The organism is Kocuria sp. KSNUG, from assembly GCF_049532735.1.
Lineage (GTDB): Bacteria > Actinomycetota > Actinomycetes > Actinomycetales > Micrococcaceae > Kocuria > Kocuria rhizophila.
In genome coordinates, this window is the sequence record NZ_CP150981.1 from 1,713,036 (window position 1) to 1,731,319 (window position 18,284).

The 18,284-nt window shown below is 71.2% G+C and carries 14 protein-coding genes; 12 read left to right on the forward strand and 2 right to left on the reverse strand.

What is annotated here, in order from left to right:
* Positions 1–14: 14 nt before the first annotated feature.
* From AABM36_RS07420 to AABM36_RS07465, 10 genes are all read left to right on the forward strand, one after another.
* On the forward strand, positions 15–1,328 hold the full coding sequence (locus AABM36_RS07420) for a MurT ligase domain-containing protein (RefSeq protein ID WP_423445574.1): 1,314 nt from the start codon (positions 15–17) through the stop codon (positions 1,326–1,328).
* A gap of 9 nt (positions 1,329–1,337) precedes the next feature.
* Positions 1,338–2,069, forward strand: coding sequence for a type 1 glutamine amidotransferase (locus tag AABM36_RS07425; protein ID WP_423445576.1), 732 nt, complete (start codon positions 1,338–1,340; stop codon positions 2,067–2,069).
* A gap of 224 nt (positions 2,070–2,293) precedes the next feature.
* Entirely contained in the window at positions 2,294–3,055 is a 762-nt protein-coding gene (locus AABM36_RS07430) for a YebC/PmpR family DNA-binding transcriptional regulator (RefSeq protein WP_124109707.1), read from the forward strand.
* Positions 3,056–3,059: 4 nt separating this feature from the next.
* Positions 3,060–3,731 carry a crossover junction endodeoxyribonuclease RuvC gene (ruvC, locus tag AABM36_RS07435; RefSeq protein ID WP_423445578.1) on the forward strand — a complete coding sequence of 224 codons (672 nt, stop codon included), beginning with the start codon at positions 3,060–3,062 and terminating at the stop codon, positions 3,729–3,731.
* 275 nt (positions 3,732–4,006) lie between these two features.
* Positions 4,007–4,648 carry a Holliday junction branch migration protein RuvA gene (ruvA, locus tag AABM36_RS07440; RefSeq protein WP_423445580.1) on the forward strand — a complete coding sequence of 214 codons (642 nt, stop codon included), beginning with the start codon at positions 4,007–4,009 and terminating at the stop codon, positions 4,646–4,648.
* A 2-nt stretch (positions 4,649–4,650) separates the two neighbouring features.
* Positions 4,651–5,751 carry a Holliday junction branch migration DNA helicase RuvB gene (gene ruvB, locus AABM36_RS07445; protein ID WP_423445582.1) on the forward strand — a complete coding sequence of 367 codons (1,101 nt, stop codon included), beginning with the start codon at positions 4,651–4,653 and terminating at the stop codon, positions 5,749–5,751.
* 112 nt (positions 5,752–5,863) lie between these two features.
* A complete protein-coding gene (locus AABM36_RS07450; protein WP_423445583.1) occupies positions 5,864–6,421 on the forward strand; it encodes a preprotein translocase subunit YajC in 558 nt (185 codons plus the stop codon).
* A 95-nt stretch (positions 6,422–6,516) separates the two neighbouring features.
* Complete coding sequence (gene secD / locus AABM36_RS07455; protein ID WP_423445585.1) at positions 6,517–8,505, forward strand: protein translocase subunit SecD; 1,989 nt, start codon at positions 6,517–6,519, stop codon at positions 8,503–8,505.
* The gene (secF, locus tag AABM36_RS07460) at positions 8,502–9,536 is read left to right on the forward strand and encodes a protein translocase subunit SecF (protein ID WP_423445587.1); all 1,035 of its coding nucleotides are present in this window, start codon (positions 8,502–8,504) and stop codon (positions 9,534–9,536) included. The genes secD and secF overlap by 4 nt, the downstream gene beginning before the upstream one ends.
* Positions 9,537–9,696: 160 nt before the next feature.
* Positions 9,697–12,162: a RelA/SpoT family protein gene (locus tag AABM36_RS07465; RefSeq protein WP_423445589.1), complete on the forward strand. Its 2,466-nt coding sequence runs from the start codon at positions 9,697–9,699 to the stop codon at positions 12,160–12,162.
* Positions 12,163–12,273: 111 nt separating this feature from the next.
* Here AABM36_RS07465 and AABM36_RS07470 read toward each other — a convergent pair whose 3' ends face one another.
* The gene (locus AABM36_RS07470) at positions 12,274–12,900 is read right to left on the reverse strand and encodes a type IV toxin-antitoxin system AbiEi family antitoxin (protein ID WP_423445591.1); all 627 of its coding nucleotides are present in this window, start codon (positions 12,898–12,900) and stop codon (positions 12,274–12,276) included.
* Positions 12,901–13,024: 124 nt separating this feature from the next.
* Entirely contained in the window at positions 13,025–14,275 is a 1,251-nt protein-coding gene (locus AABM36_RS07475; RefSeq protein ID WP_423445593.1) for a DUF349 domain-containing protein, read from the reverse strand.
* Positions 14,276–14,897: 622 nt separating this feature from the next.
* On the opposite strand from AABM36_RS07475, the gene hisS reads away from it, so the two are divergent.
* Positions 14,898–16,256: a histidine--tRNA ligase gene (hisS, locus tag AABM36_RS07480; RefSeq protein WP_423445594.1), complete on the forward strand. Its 1,359-nt coding sequence runs from the start codon at positions 14,898–14,900 to the stop codon at positions 16,254–16,256.
* 181 nt (positions 16,257–16,437) lie between these two features.
* On the forward strand, positions 16,438–18,261 hold the full coding sequence (gene aspS / locus AABM36_RS07485) for an aspartate--tRNA ligase (protein WP_423445596.1): 1,824 nt from the start codon (positions 16,438–16,440) through the stop codon (positions 18,259–18,261).
* Positions 18,262–18,284: the final 23 nt, after the last annotated feature.

The following is an 18,284-nucleotide window of genomic DNA, read 5'->3' on the forward strand; positions in this document are numbered from 1 at the left end:
ACCCGCTCACTAGGATGGAGACCATGTCCCGACCACTCGTACGCGTCCTCGGCCAGGGGGTGCGCTGGGCGTCCAGCCTGCGCGGCGGCGGCTCCGCGTTCCCCGGCCTGTTCATGGAGAAGCTGCACCCCGGCTTCGTGGCCGAGGAGCTCGCCAAGCTGCCCTGCGGCGTGGTGGTGATCAGCGGGACCAACGGCAAGACCACCACCACCAAGATGACCGTGCAGCTGCTGCGCTCCCAGGGCCTGCGCGTGTTCACCAACCGCACGGGCTCCAACTTCGTGCGCGGTGTGGCCGCCTCCCTGCTCGCGGAGATGGACGCGTTCGGCCGCCTGGACGCGGACGTAGCGGTGCTCGAGCTGGACGAGGCCCACGCGGTGCACTTCGTGAAGCAGGTGCAGCCGCGGATCAGCCTGCTGCTGAACGTGATGCGCGACCAGCTGGACCGCTTCGGGGAGATCGACACCACGCGCCGGATGCTGCGCCAGGTGGCCCGCGCCACCACGGAGACCGTGGTGCTCAACCGCGAGGACCCCCGGATCGCGGGGCTCGCCGAGGACCTCTCCGCGGGCACGGCCGTGTCCTGGTTCGGGCTCTCGGACGCGCTGCGCCCCATGTTTCCGTCCGACGACGACATGCGCGAAGGCCTGCGCCAGGTGGACCCGGGCGAAAAGGACTCCCAGGTGCCCTCGGCACGGCGCCCGGACGCGGACGTCGTGCTGGAGGCCGTCAACGCCCGCAGCGTGGAGCTGGACGTGCGCGGCACGAGCCACGAGGCCACGGTGGACCTGTACGGCGTCTACAACCAGTACAACGCCGCGGCCGCCCTGGCCGTGAGCCTGCGGGTGCTGGGCGACGACGCCGATGTCCCCGCCCTGGTGGCCGAGCTCGGCAACGTGACGCCCGCCTTCGGGCGCGGCGAGACCATCACGGTGGACGGCAAGCCCCTGCAGCTGCTGCTGGTGAAGAACCCCGCGGGCTTCCGGCTCTCCCTGGCCTCCGCGTCCGCTCAGGACTACGCGACCATGATCGCGATCAACGACCAGTACGCGGACGGCCGGGACGTCTCCTGGCTGTGGGACGTGGACTTCGACAGCCTCAGGGAGGGCGGGGTGGACCTCGTCTCCGGAGTGCGCGCGTGGGACATGGCCCTGCGCCTGGACTACGACCTCGTGCGCGTGGGCGGGGTGGAACCGGACCTGGAGGACGCGCTGAAGCAGTTCGTCGCACAGTCCGGGGACCGCCCCATGCGCATCTTCTGCACCTACACGGCCATGCTGTCCCTGCGCAAGATCCTGGGCGGCATGACGCACGTGGCCGCCATCTAGGAGAACACCGTGGCTGAGAACACCTCCGGGCCGCTGCGCATCGTGCAGCTCTACCCCCGGGACATGAACATCTACGGCGACTGGGGCAACACCCTGACCCTCAAGCGCCGCGCCGAGCGCTACGGTCTGGACACCGAGATCGTGGACTACGATCCGGGCGATCCGTGGCCCGAGCACGCCGACCTCTTCGTGGGCGGCGGCGGCCAGGACTCGGGGCAGTTCCGCGTGGCCGAGGACCTCGCGGCCGTGGCACCGCGGCTGCACGAGGCCGTGGAGCGCGGCGTGCCCATGCTCGCGATCTGCGGTCTCTACCAGCTCTTCGGCCGCAGCTTCCGCACCGGGGCGGGGGAGACCCTGTCCGGGATCGGGATCTTCGACCTCGAGACCGTGGCGGGCACCGAGCGGCTGATCGGCAACATCGTCACCGAGTCCCCCGAGCTGGGCCGGATCGTGGGCTACGAGAACCACTCCGGTCTCACCCACCTGGGAGCGGGGCAGGAGCCCCTGGCCACGGTCGTTTCCGGCGCCGGCAACAACGGCGAGGACGGCACGGAGGGCGCCCGCACCCACAACGTGCTCGGCAGCTACCTGCACGGCTCCCTGCTGCCCAAGAACCCGCGCGTCGCGGACTTCCTGCTGGGCCAGGCTCTCGCCCTGCGCGGGGAGTCCCTGCCGGAGGTCGGCCCCGACGACACTCTGGCCGAGCGCGCGCGCGAGGTCGCCGCCTCCCGCCCCCGCTGACGACGCCGCCGCTCGTCGCCGCGGACGCCGAGGTCCACACCGCGCGACCCGGCTCTCCCGCGGGAGCCGGACGTGCGGCGTCGTGCCCGGCCGGCCGTGCGGCGTCGTGACCCGGTGGACGCCCGGTGTGACAGGGCACCGGGTGCGCTCGGTATCATGGCAGTCAATCCACCATCGCGTCCGGCCCGTTCGCGGCCGGACGCACTCTTTCGAGGAGGTCATCCATGTCAGGTCACTCCAAGTGGGCCACGACCAAGCACAAGAAGGCGGCGATCGACGCCAAGCGCGCCAAGGCGTTCGCCAAGTACATCAAGGGCATCGAGGTCGCGGCGCGCATGGGCGGCGCGGACACCTCCGGCAACCCGGCACTCGAGCTCGCGGTCTCCAAGGCCAAGAAGAACTCCGTGCCCAACGACAACATCGACCGCGCGGTCAAGCGCGGTGCGGGGCTGACCGGCGAGACGATCGACTACACCGAGATCCTCTACGAGGCCCGCGGTCCGCAGGGCACCGCCCTCTACATAGAGTGCCTGACCGACAACAAGAACCGGGCGGCGTCCGAGGTGCGCGTGGCCGTGACCCGCCACGGCGGCACCATGGCGGATTCCGGCTCGGTGGCGTACCTCTTCGAGCGCAAGGGCGTGGTGGAGGTGGCCAAGACGGACGGCCTCACCGAGGACGACGTCCTGATGGCCGTGCTCGACGCCGGGGCGGACGAGGTCCTGGATGAGTCGGACGTGTTCGAGGTGGTCAGCGAGGCCACCGACCTGCCCGCGATCCGCGCGGCACTGGACGAGGCTGGTCTGGAGTACAACAACGACGACCCCCAGTTCCGGGCCACCATGAGCGTGGACCTGGACGCCGAGGGCGCCCGGAAGTTCCTCAAGCTCGCGGATGCGATCGAGGAGCTGGACGACGTCCAGAACGTGTACTCCAACGCGAACATCCCCGCGGACGTGATGGCCCAGCTCGAGGACGACGAGTAGGCCCGTGGCCCGTTCGCAGGCGGCGGGCTCCCAGCGCGTGCTCGCGGTGGACCCCGGACTGACCCGGTGCGGGTTCGCGGTGGTGGACATGTCCGCCCAGCGCACGGGCACGTTCGTGCACGTCCAGGTGAGCGGCTCGCGCGCCCACGAGGCGCTCGAGCACCGAGTGCTGACCATCATGGAGGCCGCGGACGAGCTCATGGAGCGCTTCCACCCGAACGTGGTGGCGGTGGAGCGCGTGTTCGCGCAGAACAACGCCCCCACGGTCGTGGGCACGGCCCAGGCCACCGGTGTGGTGATCGCGGCAGCGGCCCGGCGCGGCATCCCGGTGGCGTGGCACACCCCGTCCGAGGTCAAGGCCGCGGTCACCGGGGACGGCTCCGCGGACAAGGAGTCCGTGAACCGGATGGTCGTGCGCATCCTGAAACTGGACGCCCCGCCCCGCCCGGCCGACGCCGCGGACGCCCTCGCGCTGGCCGTGTGCCACGGCTGGCGCGGTGGTGTGGCCGGGATGAACGCCGTGGCAGCCACCTCCACCCACTCCGGGTCCCGTCCGTCACGGTCCACCGGGACCACCGCTCTGACACCGGCCCAGCAGGCGTGGCGGCGGGCTGAGTCCGCCTCGCGCGCTCCGGGGTCCCGGGGCGGCGGCCCCGCACGACGCGGACGCGGCTGAGGGTCGCAGGCGCCGGAACCGCCGGGCGCTCCTCCTCCGGAGCCGTGCTGATCCGCCCGTGGGCCACGGCCCGCACCGGCGCCCGTGGCCCGTTTCCCTCGGTCCAGCCCCGCAGGGCTGCCCCCGTTGGTACAGTGGCCCAGGACCATTCGCACACGTGTTCGAATGCGGCGGGCCCCGTCCGCCTGACCACAGGGGCGCCGCCCCTGTACCATCCAGCCCCCCGGAACCGGTGGGCGCACGAGCCCGGCTCCGGCCGGAAGAGGGGAGCAGCCGTGATTGCCTCGGTGACCGGTGAGGTGGCCTTCGTGGGCGCCACCCTGGCCGTGGTGGAGGTCTCGGGCTTCGGCATCGAGGTCCACGCGAGCCCCCACACCCTGTCCGGGCTGCGGGTGGGAGCCACCACCCGGCTGCACACCGCCTACATCGCCCGCAAGGACGAGGCCCCGCTGCTGTTCGGGTTCGCCCAGGCGGACGAGAAGGAGATCTTCACGGTCATGCTGGGGGTCTCCGGCGTGGGGCCGCGCACCGCGCTCGCGGCCGTCTCCGTGCTCGGGCCCGACGACGCTCGCCGGGCCATCGCGGCCGGCGACGACAAGGCGTTCACGTCCGTCCCGGGCATCGGGCCGAAGTCCGCGCGGCGGATCGTGCTGGAGCTCGCGGACAAGCTCGTGCTCCCCGAACCCCCCGTCCAGCAGGCCGCCCAGCCGCAGATGCCGGTGTGGCGGGACCAGGTGGTCGATGCTCTCACGGGCCTGGGGTGGAACGAGAAGGACGCCGTCCGCGGCATCGAGGACGCCCTGCAGACCCAGCCCGAGCTCGGTGACTCCGGCAACGTGGCCGAGATCCTGCGCGCCGTGCTGTCCTGGCTCGGGACCTCCAAGGGCACCACGCACGCGCCCACCGGGAGGCGTTGAGCATGGCCGTGGAGGAGCGCGGGGGCGCGGGACCGCAACGGCTCGTGGGCGCCGAGGGGGACTACGACGACCAGCAGCTGGAGGCGTCGCTGCGTCCGGGCACGCTGGACGACTTCGTGGGGCAGAAACGCGTTCGCGCGCAGCTCTCGCTCGTGCTGGAGGCATCAAAGCTGCGCGGGCGCACCGCGGACCACGTGCTGCTCTCCGGACCGCCGGGCCTGGGCAAGACCACCCTGGCCATGATCATCGCCGAGGAGCTGGAGGTCCCGCTGCGGATCTCCTCGGGCCCCGCCATCCAGCACGCGGGGGACCTCGCGGCCATCCTCTCCTCCCTGACCCACGGGGAGGTGCTCTTCCTGGACGAGATCCACCGGATGTCCCGCCCGGCGGAGGAGATGCTCTACATGGCCATGGAGGACTTCCGCGTGGACATCGTGGTGGGCAAGGGAGCCGGTGCCACCTCCATTCCCCTGGACCTGCCGCCGTTCACCCTCGTGGGCGCCACCACCCGTGCGGGTCTGCTGCCCGGGCCGCTGCGGGACCGCTTCGGTTTCACCGGGCACCTGGAGTTCTACTCGGTATCGGAGCTCGAGCTCGTGCTGCGCCGCTCCGCGGGCCTGCTGGACCTCACCATGACCTCCGAGGCCTTCACGGAAGTGGCCTCGCGCTCGCGCGGCACCCCGCGCATCGCCAACCGGCTGCTGCGCCGCGTGCGGGACTGGGCGCTCGTGCACGGTGTGGAGCGCATCGACGCCCGTGCGGCCGGCGCCGCCCTGGACATGTACGAGGTGGACGCCCGCGGGCTGGACCGGCTCGACCGCAACGTGCTCGCCGCGCTGGTGGGCAAGTTCAACGGCGGTCCGGTGGGCCTGTCCACCCTGGCCATCGCGGTGGGGGAGGAGACCGAGACCGTGGAGACGGTCGCGGAGCCCTTCCTGGTCCGCGAGGGTCTGCTCGGACGCACGCCCCGGGGCAGGATCGCCATGGCCGCGGCCTGGGAGCACCTGGACCTGGAGGTTCCCGAGCACGCCGCGTTCAAGGACCCCGCCCTGCGGTCCGCCCTCGCCGCTGACCCGTCACCGGGAGATGCATCCAGCGGGTGACCAGATCCATCCCCTAAGCTGGGGGGAATTGGTGTGTGGGCCCGGATCGGCACCGATGTGTCCCGGGGCCCGTGCACCCGAGACCCTCATCCCTCGACAGAACGGATCCTCCGTGACCATCCTCGCAGAGACCCAGCAGGCAGCCACCGGTGGCGGAAGCGCCTGGTTCCTTCCCGTGATGCTCCTGGCCATGGTGCTGCTGCTGTGGCTGCCCATGCGGCGCCAGAAGAAGGCCCAGGCCGAGATGAAGACCAAGCAGGCCAGCATGGGCCCCGGCACGCAGGTGATGACGAGCTTCGGGCTGTTCGGGACCCTGCAGGAGATGGACCGTGAGAACAACAAGGCTGTCCTGGAGATTGCACCGGGCCAGCTCGTGACCGTCCACTCGCAGACCGTCACCACCGTCGTGGACGAGACCCCGGAGGCCGACGCCGCGGACCAGGACGCCGCTCAGCTCCCCGCCGACGGCTCCACCGCCGCCCACGCCGAGCAGGACACTGCTCCCACCCACGCCACCGCGGTCGATCACGACACTCCGCTCGACGAGGCTCCGTCCCACGGCACCGTGACGGACGGTTCTGCTTCCGCGCTCGACGGCGCGGAGCACCCCGAGCCCGGGAACGGGACCGACCCCCGCGGCCGCGGCGAGAACGGCAACCCCACCATCTGACATCCCCCCGATGAGGAACGGGCCGAGGACCTCGGCCCGTTTCTCATGTGGTGACCGGCGTGCGCGTCCGGTCACGGTCTCCTCGAAGGACGGCAATGGCAGCACAGAAGAAGAGCTCGGAGGCCTCGGAGTCTCCGAAGGCCTCGACGTCATCCCGGCGGCGGCGCAAGGGCTCCGCCGAGGACTCCGGTCCCGCCCGGAAGTCCACGTCGTCACCGCGGACCAGGAAGCCCCGCACCGGGGCCGCCGCGGCGGCGGCCAGGGCCCGCGGGTCCCTCGTGGCCCTGGTGGCGGTCATCGCCCTGCTGGCCGGCCTGCTGGTCTACGGTGTCACCACCGACCGCACCGGCTGGGCACCCAAGCTCGCCCTCGACCTTGAGGGCGGTACGCAGATGGTGCTCACACCGTCCCTGCAGGGGGAGCAGGCGGGCGAGGAGATTACCCAGGAGCAGCTGGACCAGGCGGTGGAGATCATCCGCCAGCGCGTGGACGGCGCGGGCGTCTCCGAGGCGGAGATCACCACCCAGTCCGGGAACAACATCGTGGTGTCCCTGCCGGGCACGCCGTCCGCGGAGACCCGTGAGCTGATCCAGACCTCGGCGCAGATGGCGTTCCGGCCGGTCATCATCACGGGCCCGGGGGAGGCCACCCCCAAGGAGCAGCGCACGGACCCCAAGGACGTGCCCAAGGCCAAGTCCGCCCCCGAGAACTCCTCGGACCCCCGCTGGATCACCCCCGAGCTGTTCACGCAGTACGAGGCCCTCGACTGCAGCGCGCCCCAGCCGCAGGAGGACCGGGAGACCCAGCCCCAGGACAAGGCCACCGTGGCGTGCGATCCCCAGGGCAACGCCAAGTACATCCTGGGCCCGGTGGAGATCCCCGGCACGGACATCGAGGACGCCTCCTACGCCCCGGCCACGAACTCGCAGGGCAACCCCACGGGCGGCTACGCGGTGAACCTGCAGTTCAACGAGCAGGGCACCGAGACGTTCAAGCAGCTCTCGGAGCGGCTATACGGCTACAGCCAGGGCGGCCAGCAGGACCCGCGCTCGCAGTTCGCGATCGTCCTGGACGGCTCGGTGGTCTCCGCGCCCACCATGAACTCCGTGATCTCCGACGGCAAGGCCCAGATCACGGGTGACTTCACCGAGGACGAGGCCAAGTTCCTGTCCGAGCAGCTCAAGTACGGCGCGCTGCCCGTCTCCTTCACGATCGAATCGGAGCAGCAGGTCTCCGCCACCCTGGGCAGCAACCAGCTGCAGATGGGCATCATCGCCGGTCTCATCGGTCTGGCGCTGGTCTGCATCTACTCGCTGTTCCAGTACCGCTGGCTGGGGCTGGTGACCATCGCCTCGCTCCTGGTGGCCGGTGTCATCACCTACCTCGCCATCACGCTTCTGGGCTGGGGCGCCAACTACCGGCTGTCCCTGGCCGGTGTGGCGGGCCTCGTGGTCGCGATCGGTCAGACGGCGGACTCGTTCATCGTGTACTTCGAGCGCATCCGCGACGAGATCCGGGCCGGGCGCAGCATTCCCGCGGCCGTGGACCACGGCTGGCAGCGGGCCCGGCAGACGGTCCTCGCCTCCAAGGCCGTGAACCTGCTGGCCGCGGTGGTGCTGTACTTCGTGGCCGTGGGCAACGTGCGCGGCTTCGCGTTCACCCTGGGCCTCACGGCCATCGCGGACCTCATGGTCGTGTTCCTGTTCACCCACCCCGTGCTGGTGCTGCTGGCACGCACCCGGTACTTCGGCTCGGGCGCCAAGAACTCGGGGCTCGATCCCGAGGCCCTCGACGCCGTTCCGCTCTACCGCGGCGCCGGCAGGATCCGCACGCCGGAGGACTCGGACGGTCTCACGATCGCCGAACGACGCCGCCGCGCGGCCCAGCAGGACAGCGCCACGAACACCGCGGCGCACCCCACCACCGACGCCACGGACCCTCACGACGAGGCCGCGCGCGCGAGTGGTGCGGGCAGCGGCACTGAGGCCGGGGCGCCCACGGCCGACGCGGCGTCGCCCACCGAGGACACCGACCGGGCGGGTTCCTCCGCCGTTCGCACCGACCCCCAGGAGGACCAGCGATGAGCAACCGTCTCGCGCGTTTCGGCAACGACCTGCACAGCGGTCGCACGTCCTACCCCTTCGTGCAGAAGCGTGGTCTCTGGCTGGGCGTGAGCCTCGCCCTGGTCGTGATCTCCATCCTGATTCCCGTGGTCAAGGGCGGCTTCAACCTGGGCATCGACTTCACGGGCGGGTCCGAGTTCACGGTCTCCGGTGTGGAGAACCCGGACGTCTCCGTGGGGGAGCAGGCCGTGGCGGACACGGCGGGCACGCAGGAGGCCACCGTGACCAACATCGCCCCGGGCACCGTTCGTGTGCAGACCCAGCAGCTGGACGACGACCAGACCCTTGCGCTGAAGCACGAGCTGCAGGACGCGTACGGGGTGGGCGAGGACCAGGTCACCTCCACCTTCGTGGGTCCCACGTGGGGCCAGGGTGTCACCCAGCAGGCGCTGTGGGGTCTGCTCGTGTTCGTGGCGCTGGCGCTGGCGCTGATGGCACTGTACTTCCGCACGTGGAAGATGTCGGTCTCCGCGATCGCGGCCATGCTGACCACGATCGTGATCACCGCGGGGATCTACGCGCTCGTGGACTTCGAGGTGACGCCCTCGGCGATCATCGGCTTCCTCACGGTGCTCTCCTACTCGCTGTACGACTCCGTGGTGGTCTTCGACAAGGTGCGGGAGAACACCGCCGGCCTGCTGGACGGCACCGCACCGGAGGAGCGGAAGAAGCGCACCTACGCGGAGCAGGTGAACCTGGCCGTGAACCAGACTCTCGTGCGCTCGATCAACACGTCCGTGGTGGGCATCCTGCCCGTGGGCTCCATCCTGTTCATCGGCGCCTACCTGCTGGGCGCGGGAACGCTCAAGGACCTCTCGCTGTCACTGTTCGTGGGCATCATCGTGGGCACGCTGGCCACCCTGTTCGTGGCGGCGCCGCTGTACTCGTGGCTGCGGGACCGTGAGCTCGCTGTGCAGCAGCAGAGCCGGGAGGTGCTCGAGCAGCGCACCACCGACGCACCCCCGATCAGCTCGGACCCGGTCTCCGCGTGAGCCCGGGCCTCCGCCCCGACCCCTCGACGCCGCGAGCGCGGTGACCGTGGCCCCCGTGCGCAGCGCACGGGGGCCACGGCCTTAGACTGGACCATCAGCCGCGCAGATCAGGCCCACCACGTCCTCGGCCACCGCGGCCACGCTAAGGAGGCGACGGATCATGTCCAGCCAGTCCGATCCCCGGGTCGACCGAGCCGCGGTGGACGTGTCCGCCTCCAGCGACGACCACGCCACCTCGGACCGGGCACCGGAGCGCGCCTCCGAGCCGCTCCGCGCCCCGACGCCGCCCCGCACGGCGGGAAGCACCCCCACGGGGGGCACCCACTACGTGCTGCCGGCATCGCGGCCGGTCTTCGGGCGCGCAGTCTTCCCCGGGCGCAGCGAGCGCACACGGTCCACGCTGTCCGTGCTCAGCGGGGAGTCCGTGCCCAGCTCGCCCATCCTGGTGCCCCTGCTGCGCACGGTGCAGAGCACGCACCCGGACGAGGACCTCACGGTTCTGGAACGCGCCTTCCAGGTGGCGGACGCCCACCACGAGGGTCAGAAGCGCAAGTCCGGGGACCCGTACATCACCCACCCCGTGGCCGTGACCACGATCCTCGCGGAGCTCGGGATGACCGGGGCCACGCTCGTGGCCGGGCTGCTGCACGACACCGTGGAGGACACCCCCTACACCCTGGACGAGCTGCGCGAGGAGTTCGGCGAGGAGGTCGCCGCGCTCGTGGACGGGGTGACCAAGCTGGACAAGATCCACTACGGGGAGAACGCCCAGGCGGAGACCGTGCGGAAGATGATCGTGGCCATGGCCAAGGACATCCGCGTGCTGGTCATCAAGCTCGCGGACCGGCTGCACAACGCGCGCACGTGGCGCTTCGTGTCCTCCGAGTCCTCGGGGCGCAAGGCGCGGGAGACGTTGGAGATCTTTGCCCCGCTGGCCCACCGGCTGGGCATGAACACCATCAAGTGGGAGCTGGAGGACCTCTCCTTCGCGGCGCTGTACCCCAAGGTGTACGACGAGATCGTGCGCATGGTGGGGGAGCGCACCCCCGAGCGGGAGCGCCACCTCGCGGAGATCCGGGGCCAGATCGCGGAGGCCCTGGAGGGCTCCGGGATCGAGGCCACCATCACGGGCCGACCCAAGCACTACTACTCGATCTACCAGAAGATGATCGTGCGCGGGAAGGACTTCGACGAGATCCACGACCTGCAGGCCGCGCGCGTGCTCGTGGACTCGGTGCGCGAGTGCTACGCGGCGCTGGGAGTGCTGCACGCCAAATGGCGGCCGCTGCCCGGACGGTTCAAGGACTACATCGCGATGCCCAAGTTCAACATGTACCAGTCGCTGCACACCACGGTGATCGGCCCGAACGGGCGCCCGGTGGAGATCCAGATCCGCACCCACGAGATGCACCGCCGCGCGGAGTACGGTGTGGCCGCGCACTGGAAGTACAAGGACAAGGTCAACCAGGCGAACTCCGCCACGCCCAAGGCCAAGGAGGGCGAGCTGAACTGGCTCAGCTCGCTGGTCTCGTGGCAGGAGGAGGCCAAGGACTCCTCGGACTTCCTGGACTCCCTGCGGTACCAGATCAACACGGCCGAGGTGTACGTGTTCACGCCCAAGGGCGAGGTCATGGCCCTTCCCACGGGCTCCACCCCGGTGGACTTCGCCTACGCGGTGCACACGGAGGTGGGCAACCGCACGATCGGCGCCCGCGTCAACGGCAAGCTGGCCCCGCTGTCCTCGCAGCTGCAGCACGGCGACCGCGTGGAGATCCTCACCTCCAAGTCCGAGCAGGCCGCGCCCTCCCAGGACTGGCTCAAGTTCGTGGGCTCGCCGCGTGCGCGCACCAAGATCCGGCAGTGGTTCTCCAAGGAGCGCCGTGAGGAGGCGATCGAGCGCGGCAAGGAGCTGCTGACCAAGGCCCTGCGCAAGCACCACCTGCCGCTGCAGCGCACCGTGACGAGCGAGTCCCTGCTGGCGGTGGCCCAGGACTTCAACCGCGGGGACGTGGCCGCGCTCTACGAGGCCCTCGGCTCGGACGCGGTCAGCGCCCACCAGGTGGTCGAGAAGCTGCTGGAGCACCTGGGCGGTGCCGAGGGGACCGAGGAGGACCTGGCCGAGAACACCAGGGTCACCCAGCCCGTGCGCGCCGGTGCCACGGACGCGGGCGTCGTGGTCCAGGGAGCCTCGGACGTGTACGTGAAGATCGCCCGGTGCTGCACCCCGGTGCCGCCGGACGAGATCGTGGGGTTCGTGACGCGCGGCTCCGGAATCTCCGTGCACCGCAGGGACTGCGCGAACATGAAGGTGATCCCCGAGGGCGACGACCGCGTCAAGGACGTGGCCTGGGCGCCCACCCAGTCCTCCCTGTTCCGCGTGGAGATCCAGGTGGAGGCGCTGGACCGCAAGTCCCTGCTGTACGACGTGACCCGGGTGCTGTCCGAGAACCACGTGAACATCCTCTCCGCGCAGGTGCACACCTCTCGTGCCCGCCTGGCAATCTCCCGGTTCTCGTTCGAGATGGGGGACACCCGCTACCTGGACCACGTGCTCAACCAGGTGCGGCGCATCGACGGCGTGTACGACGTGTACCGCGTGTCGGGCCACCGTCCCGTCGCCTCCTGAGGGGACGCGCGGTGGGCGCCCGCACCCCGTGGGGTGCTGACGGTGCAGCGTCGCCCGCACAGGGACCTGTTGACCGCACCCTGATGAGCGCACCCCGCAGGCCGCGGCACCTCACGCCGGGGCGCGCCCGCCGAGCGCCCGGTCGAGCTTGCGCACCCTCGCCAGGGCGGCGCGGCGGCCGGGGGTCTTGGGCATCGTCTCCAGGTCACGGATGAGCTGGGTGGACGAGCACGACAGCCGGTCGTGCCCCAGCATGGCCAGCAGGGCGGCGTCGCCGGGCGGACCCGGAACGTGCAGCGCGAGGTCCAGCGCGGTGCGCCGCGGCGTGGTGAGCGTGATGCCGTGGTGGACCACCAGGTCCTCCGGGGCGAAGCTCGTCTGGTGCAGCACGATCCCGGCGGGCACCGTGGTGGTGGTGCGCGCGGACTTGTCCACGAGCACGGGCACGGGGTCCGGTTCCGACGCGCACCGGTAGAACCACGCGGCCCCCAATCGGCCCAGGACGCCCCGGCGCTGCAGGTGTCCGGGCAGCACCCGTCCCAGGACCGCGGCCCGCAGGGCGGGCGAGACGGGCTGCCACGCGTGCACGTGCGCGCCCAGCAGCTCGCGGCGCAGCACACCGTCCGCGGTCATGGCGTGCAGCTCGGCCCGGCTGAACGGGTGGCCCGGGAGGAACACGGTGACCGCGGCGTCGTGCCGGGTGCCGGGGGCGGGCGGCGGGGGTGCGAGGGACGTCATGCCCCCATCCCACCGCACGGCGGGCTGTCGCGGCAGGGAACGAGAGGACCTGTGGAGAACGGACGGGCAGCGCCCCCGCACCGAACGGTGCGGGGGCGCTGGTGATGCGAGGTCGAGACGGGGCTCAGCCCAGTTCGGACGCGGAGGCCTGCAGCGTGGCGAGCCACTGCTCACTCGTGGCGAGGTCCTTCTCGAGGGACGCGGCCTTCTTCTCGTTGCCCGCGGCCCGGGCGGCCTCCACAGCCGCCCGCTGGTCCGCGATCTTGTTCTCCAGCTGGGACAGCATGGAGTTCGAGCGGGCCTTGGTCTCGGGGTCGGTGCGCCGCCACTTCTCGTCCTCGGCCTTCTTGACGGCGTCCTCCACGGAGCGCAGCTCGTTCTCCACGCGGCGCATGTGGGCGCGGGGAACCTTGCCCGCCTCCTCCCAGCGCTGCTGGATGGACGCGAGCTGCTTCTTGGCGGCGGCCAGGTCCTTCACGGGCAGGATCTGCTTGGCCTCCGTGAGCAGCTGCTCCTTGACCTTCAGGTTGCCCTCGAACTCCTTGTCGATCTGCTCGTTCGCGGCCGTGCGGGCGTCGAAGAACACGTCCTGGGCGGCGCGGAACCGGGCCCACAGGGCGTCGTCGTCCTTGCGGGACGCGCGCGGGGCCTGCTTCCAGCGGTCCATGAGCTCGCGGTACTTCCCGGCGGTCTCGCCCCAGTCCGTGGACGAGGACAGCCCCTCGGCCTCCGCGATCAGGGCCTCCTTGACGCGCTTGGCCTTGGCGTTGGTCTCGTCCAGGGACGAGAAGAACGCCTTGCGGTGCCGGTCGAACGTGGTGCGCGCCTTGCGGAAGCGCTTCCACAGGGCGTCCTCGTCCGCCTTGGACAGCCGCCCGCCCGACTTCTGGTGCTCCTGCCACTGCGAGAACAGCTCGGCCATGCGGGAGGACGAGTGCTTCCACTGCGTCTTCTCCGGATCCTGGCCGGCCACCTTCTCGGCCTCCTCCACGATGGCGGTGCGCCGCGCGAGCTGCTCCGCCTTGTGGGCCTTCGCCTCCTCGCGCTCACGGTCCAGGGCCACGCGGATCGCGTCCTCGAGGGTGTCCAGGCGGGTGGAGAGGTCCACGAGGTCGCCCACCATGGTGTGTGCGTCCACCTGCTCGCGCACGTGCGCCACGGTCTTGCGCATCTCACCGGCCGGGGCCTTGGCCGCGATGCGCTGCTCCAGCAGCGCGACCTGCGCCTCGGCGTCGTCGAACTTGCGTGCGAAGTAGGCGAGCGCCTCGTCCGGGGTGGCGTCCGGGAACTGGCCGCACTCGTGCTCCGCGTCCCGCACGGTCACGTACACGGTGCCGTTCTCGTCCGCGCGTCCGAACTTCTTGGCGCGCGCCACGGACTCGGCCGGTGCGAGGGCGGGGTGTGCGGCGTCGGCCGGGTGTGCTGCGCCCGGAGCGTGGGGAGCGGGCGGCGCCTTGGGAGCCGCCGGGGGCTTCGGACCTGCCGGGGGCTGGGGCGCGGCCGGCGGCTTGGGTGCGGGTGGAGCCTTCGGGGCCGGAGAGCCCTGGGGTGCGGGCGCGCCCGTGGGGGCCGGCGGGGCCGCAGGTGCCGCGGGAGCGGGCGGCTCGTGAGCAGGGCGCTCGGGGGCGGACGACGCCGGACCCGGGGCGGGTGCGTCAGGGGCCCCCGGGTGCGGGGCTGCGTCGTGCGCGGCAGGTTCGGGGGCCGGTGCGTCGGTGCGCTCCTCGGGCGCGTGGGGGGCGGGCGGTCCCGGGAGGGGACGGCGGTCGTCGGATTCAGGACGTTCTGTCACCGCTACAACTCTCTCTGCACGGCCTCGCCGGTGTGGTGCTCGTCACCGGGCGGGGGCTCCATTGGTGGACACGGCCATCCTAGCGATGCCCGGGTCCTAGAATGACCAGCAGACACCCCGCGGCGCACGGCCGCCCCACCACGCCCCCGCCGCACAGGGAGCGCTCGGCCGTCCCGCCCTGCTCAGCAACCGAGGAGTTCCACCCATGGCCCGCACCACCTCACTGTCCGGTTTCCCCGAGTGGCTCCCCGAGGAGCGGATCGTGGAGCAGCACGTGATGGACTCCCTGCGGCGGACCTTCGAGCTGCACGGCTTCTCCTCGATCGAGACCCGTGCGGTGGAGACCGTGGATCAGCTGCTGCGCAAGGGTGAGATCGACAAGGAGGTCTACGGCGTCTCGCGCCTGCACCAGGAGGAGAACGAGACCAGCCCCGAGGGAGCCCTGGCCCTGCACTTCGACCTCACCGTGCCGTTCGCCCGCTACGTGGTGGAGAACGGCGGACACCTCACGTTCCCATTCCGCCGCTACCAGATCCAGAAGGTGTGGCGCGGCGAGCGTCCCCAGGAGGGGCGGGCCCGGGAGTTCACCCAGGCGGACATCGACGTGGTGGGGGACGGCGCGCTGCCGTTCCGCTACGACGTGGAGCTCGCACTCGTGATCGTGGATGCGCTGTCCCAGTTGCCGATCCCGCCGTTCGTGCTGCGCGTGAACAACCGCAAGCTCGCCGAGGGCTTCTACCGGGCCGTGGGCCTCACCGACGCCCCGGCCGTGCTGCGGGAGATCGACAAGCTCGAGAAGATCGGCGCGAACGCCGTGTCCCGCAACCTCCAGGAGCACGTGGGTGCCACCCCGGAGCAGGCGCAGGCCGCGCTCGCGCTCGCCGCGATCCGCACCGAGGACACCTCCTTCGTGGAGCGCGTGCGTGAGCTGGGCCAGTCCAACGAGCTGCTCGAGGAGGGCCTCGCGGAGCTCGCCGAGGTCGTGGGGGAGGCCGCACGCCGCGCCCCCGGAAAGGTCGTGGCCGACCTCTCGATCGCCCGCGGTCTCGACTACTACACCGGCACCGTCTACGAGACCGTCCTGGTGGGCCACGAGAAGCTCGGTTCCGTGTGCTCGGGCGGGCGCTACGAGTCCCTCGCGAGCAACGGCGAGAAGACCTACCCGGGTGTGGGCCTGTCCATCGGCGTGACCCGCCTGGTCACCCGCATCCTCTCCCAGTCCATGGCCCGGGCCTCCCGCGCCGTGCCCTCTGCGGTGCTCGTGGCCCTGAACGACGACGCCTCGTGGTCCGCCGCGCAGGACGTCGCCGCCGCGCTGCGCGCCCGCGGGATCGCCACCGAGGTGGCGGCCACCGCCCAGAAGTTCGGCAAGCAGATCCGCTACGCCGAGCGCCGCGGGATCCCCTTCGTGTGGTTCTCCGCGGTGGCCGAGGACGGCACCGTGACCCACGAGGTCAAGGACATCCGCTCGGGCGAGCAGGTGTCCGCGGACCCCGCGAGCTGGCAGCCGCCGGCCGAGGACCTGCACGCCACGGTCCTCTCTGCGGAGCAGACCGAGGGCTGAACCCCCGCCCCGCTGTGAGCGGGATCTCCCGCGCGCCCGGCGGAGCGGGGGCGCTTGTAGACTCGCGGGGAACGAGAACCCGGCCCAGCGGCGTCGTCCGCCGGAACCGGGGCGCCCGCGAGCCGCGGGAACCAGGACTTCCGGGGTGCGCGACCCCGACCACGACCGAACGAGAAGGTGGATGCACGTGCTGCGAACACACGAGCTCGGCGCCCTGAGCGCCGAGAACATCGGAGAGACCGTCACGCTGGCCGGCTGGGTGGGGCGCCGCCGGGACCACGGCGGTGTCGCGTTCGTGGACCTGCGTGACGCCTCCGGCGTGGCGCAGATCGTGGTGCGGGACGAGGAGCAGTTCCACCAGCTGCGCAACGAGTACGTCCTGCAGGTCACCGGCACCGTGGAGCGCCGCCCCGAGGGCAACGAGAACCCCAACCTGCCCTCCGGCGAGGTCGAGGTCATGGTGGACCAGCTCACCGTGCTCAACACCGCGGCCCCCCTGCCGTTCCAGATCGACGAGCACGTGGAGGTGGGCGAGGAAGCCCGCCTGAAGTACCGCTACCTGGACCTGCGCCGCCCGGAGCCCGCCCGCATCATGCGGCTGCGCTCCGAGGTCAACCGGGTGGCCCGCGCGCTGCTGCACGAGCAGGGCTTCACCGAGGTGGAGACCCCCACCCTCACCCGTTCCACCCCCGAGGGTGCGCGTGACTTCGTGGTGCCCGCACGGCTGTCCCCGGGTTCCTGGTACGCGCTGCCGCAGTCCCCGCAGCTGTTCAAGCAGCTGCTGCAGGTGGGCGGGATCGAGAAGTACTTCCAGATCGCCCGCTGCTACCGGGACGAGGACTTCCGCGCGGACCGCCAGCCCGAGTTCACCCAGCTGGACGTCGAGGCCTCCTTCGTGGAGGAGGACGACATCATTGCGCTGGGCGAGCAGATCGTGAAGTCCCTGTGGGCCCTGATCGGCGTGGAGATCACCACCCCCATCCCGCGCATGACCTACGCCCAGGCCATGGCGGACTACGGCTCCGACAAGCCGGACCTGCGCTTCGACCTGAAGATCACGGAGCTCACCGAGTACTTCAAGGACACTCCGTTCCGCGTGTTCCAGGCTCCGTACGTGGGTGCCGTGGTCATGCCGGGCGGCGCGTCCCAGCCCCGCCGCCAGCTCGACGCGTGGCAGGAGTGGGCCAAGCAGCGCGGCGCCAAGGGCCTCGCCTACGTGCTGTTCAAGGAGGACGGGGAGATCGCCGGGCCCGTGGCCAAGAACATCTCCGAAGAGGAGAAGGCCGGACTGGCCGAGGCCGTGGGCGCGAAGCCCGGAGACTGCGTGTTCTTCGCCGCGGGCGGTGTGAAGACCTCCCGCGCGCTGCTCGGCGCCGCGCGCGTGGAGATCGGCCACCGCGTGGGCCTGATCGACGAGGACGACTGGGCCTTCGTGTGGATCGTGGACGCGCCCCTGTTCGAGCCGGCCTCGGAGGCCGTGGAGTCCGGTGACGTGGCCGTGGGCTCCGGTGCCTGGACCGCGGTGCACCACGCGTTCACCTCGCCAAAGCCCGAGTTCATGGACACGTTCGACACCGACCCCGGCTCCGCACTGGCCTACGCGTACGACATCGTGTGCAACGGCAACGAGATCGGCGGCGGCTCCATCCGCATCCACCGCCGGGACGTGCAGGACCGTGTGTTCCGCGTGATGGGACTGAGCGAGGAGGACGCCCGCGAGAAGTTCGGCTTCCTGCTGGACGCCTTCCAGTTCGGCGCGCCCCCGCACGGCGGCATCGCGTTCGGCTGGGACCGCGTGGTCGCGCTGCTCGCGGGCACCGAGTCCATCCGGGACGTCATCGCGTTCCCCAAGACCGGCAACGGCTACGACCCGCTGACCGCCGCTCCCGCGCCCATCACGGCGCAGCAGCGCAAGGAGGCAGGGGTGGATGCCAAGCCCGAACCCCGGACCCAGGCCACCACCCAGGACACCGCCGCCGACGTTCCGGAAGGGTCATCACACTGAGCTCCGCTGCACCACACGGTCGC

What these genes read in the sequence shown, in the direction of transcription:
- AABM36_RS07420 (WP_423445574.1), top strand. Translation starts at nt 15, where the DNA reads ATGGAGACCATGTCCCGACCACTCGTACGCGTCCTCGGCCAGGGGGTG.
- AABM36_RS07430 (WP_124109707.1), top strand. Translation starts at nt 2,294, where the DNA reads ATGTCAGGTCACTCCAAGTGGGCCACGACCAAGCACAAGAAGGCGGCG.
- ruvB (WP_423445582.1), top strand. Translation starts at nt 4,651, where the DNA reads ATGGCCGTGGAGGAGCGCGGGGGCGCGGGACCGCAACGGCTCGTGGGC.
- secD (WP_423445585.1), top strand. Translation starts at nt 6,517, where the DNA reads ATGGCAGCACAGAAGAAGAGCTCGGAGGCCTCGGAGTCTCCGAAGGCC.
- secF (WP_423445587.1), top strand. Translation starts at nt 8,502, where the DNA reads ATGAGCAACCGTCTCGCGCGTTTCGGCAACGACCTGCACAGCGGTCGC.
- AABM36_RS07465 (WP_423445589.1), top strand. Translation starts at nt 9,697, where the DNA reads ATGTCCAGCCAGTCCGATCCCCGGGTCGACCGAGCCGCGGTGGACGTG.
- AABM36_RS07470 (WP_423445591.1), bottom strand. Translation starts at nt 12,900, where the DNA reads ATGACGTCCCTCGCACCCCCGCCGCCCGCCCCCGGCACCCGGCACGAC.
- hisS (WP_423445594.1), top strand. Translation starts at nt 14,898, where the DNA reads ATGGCCCGCACCACCTCACTGTCCGGTTTCCCCGAGTGGCTCCCCGAG.
- aspS (WP_423445596.1), top strand. Translation starts at nt 16,438, where the DNA reads ATGCACGTGCTGCGAACACACGAGCTCGGCGCCCTGAGCGCCGAGAAC.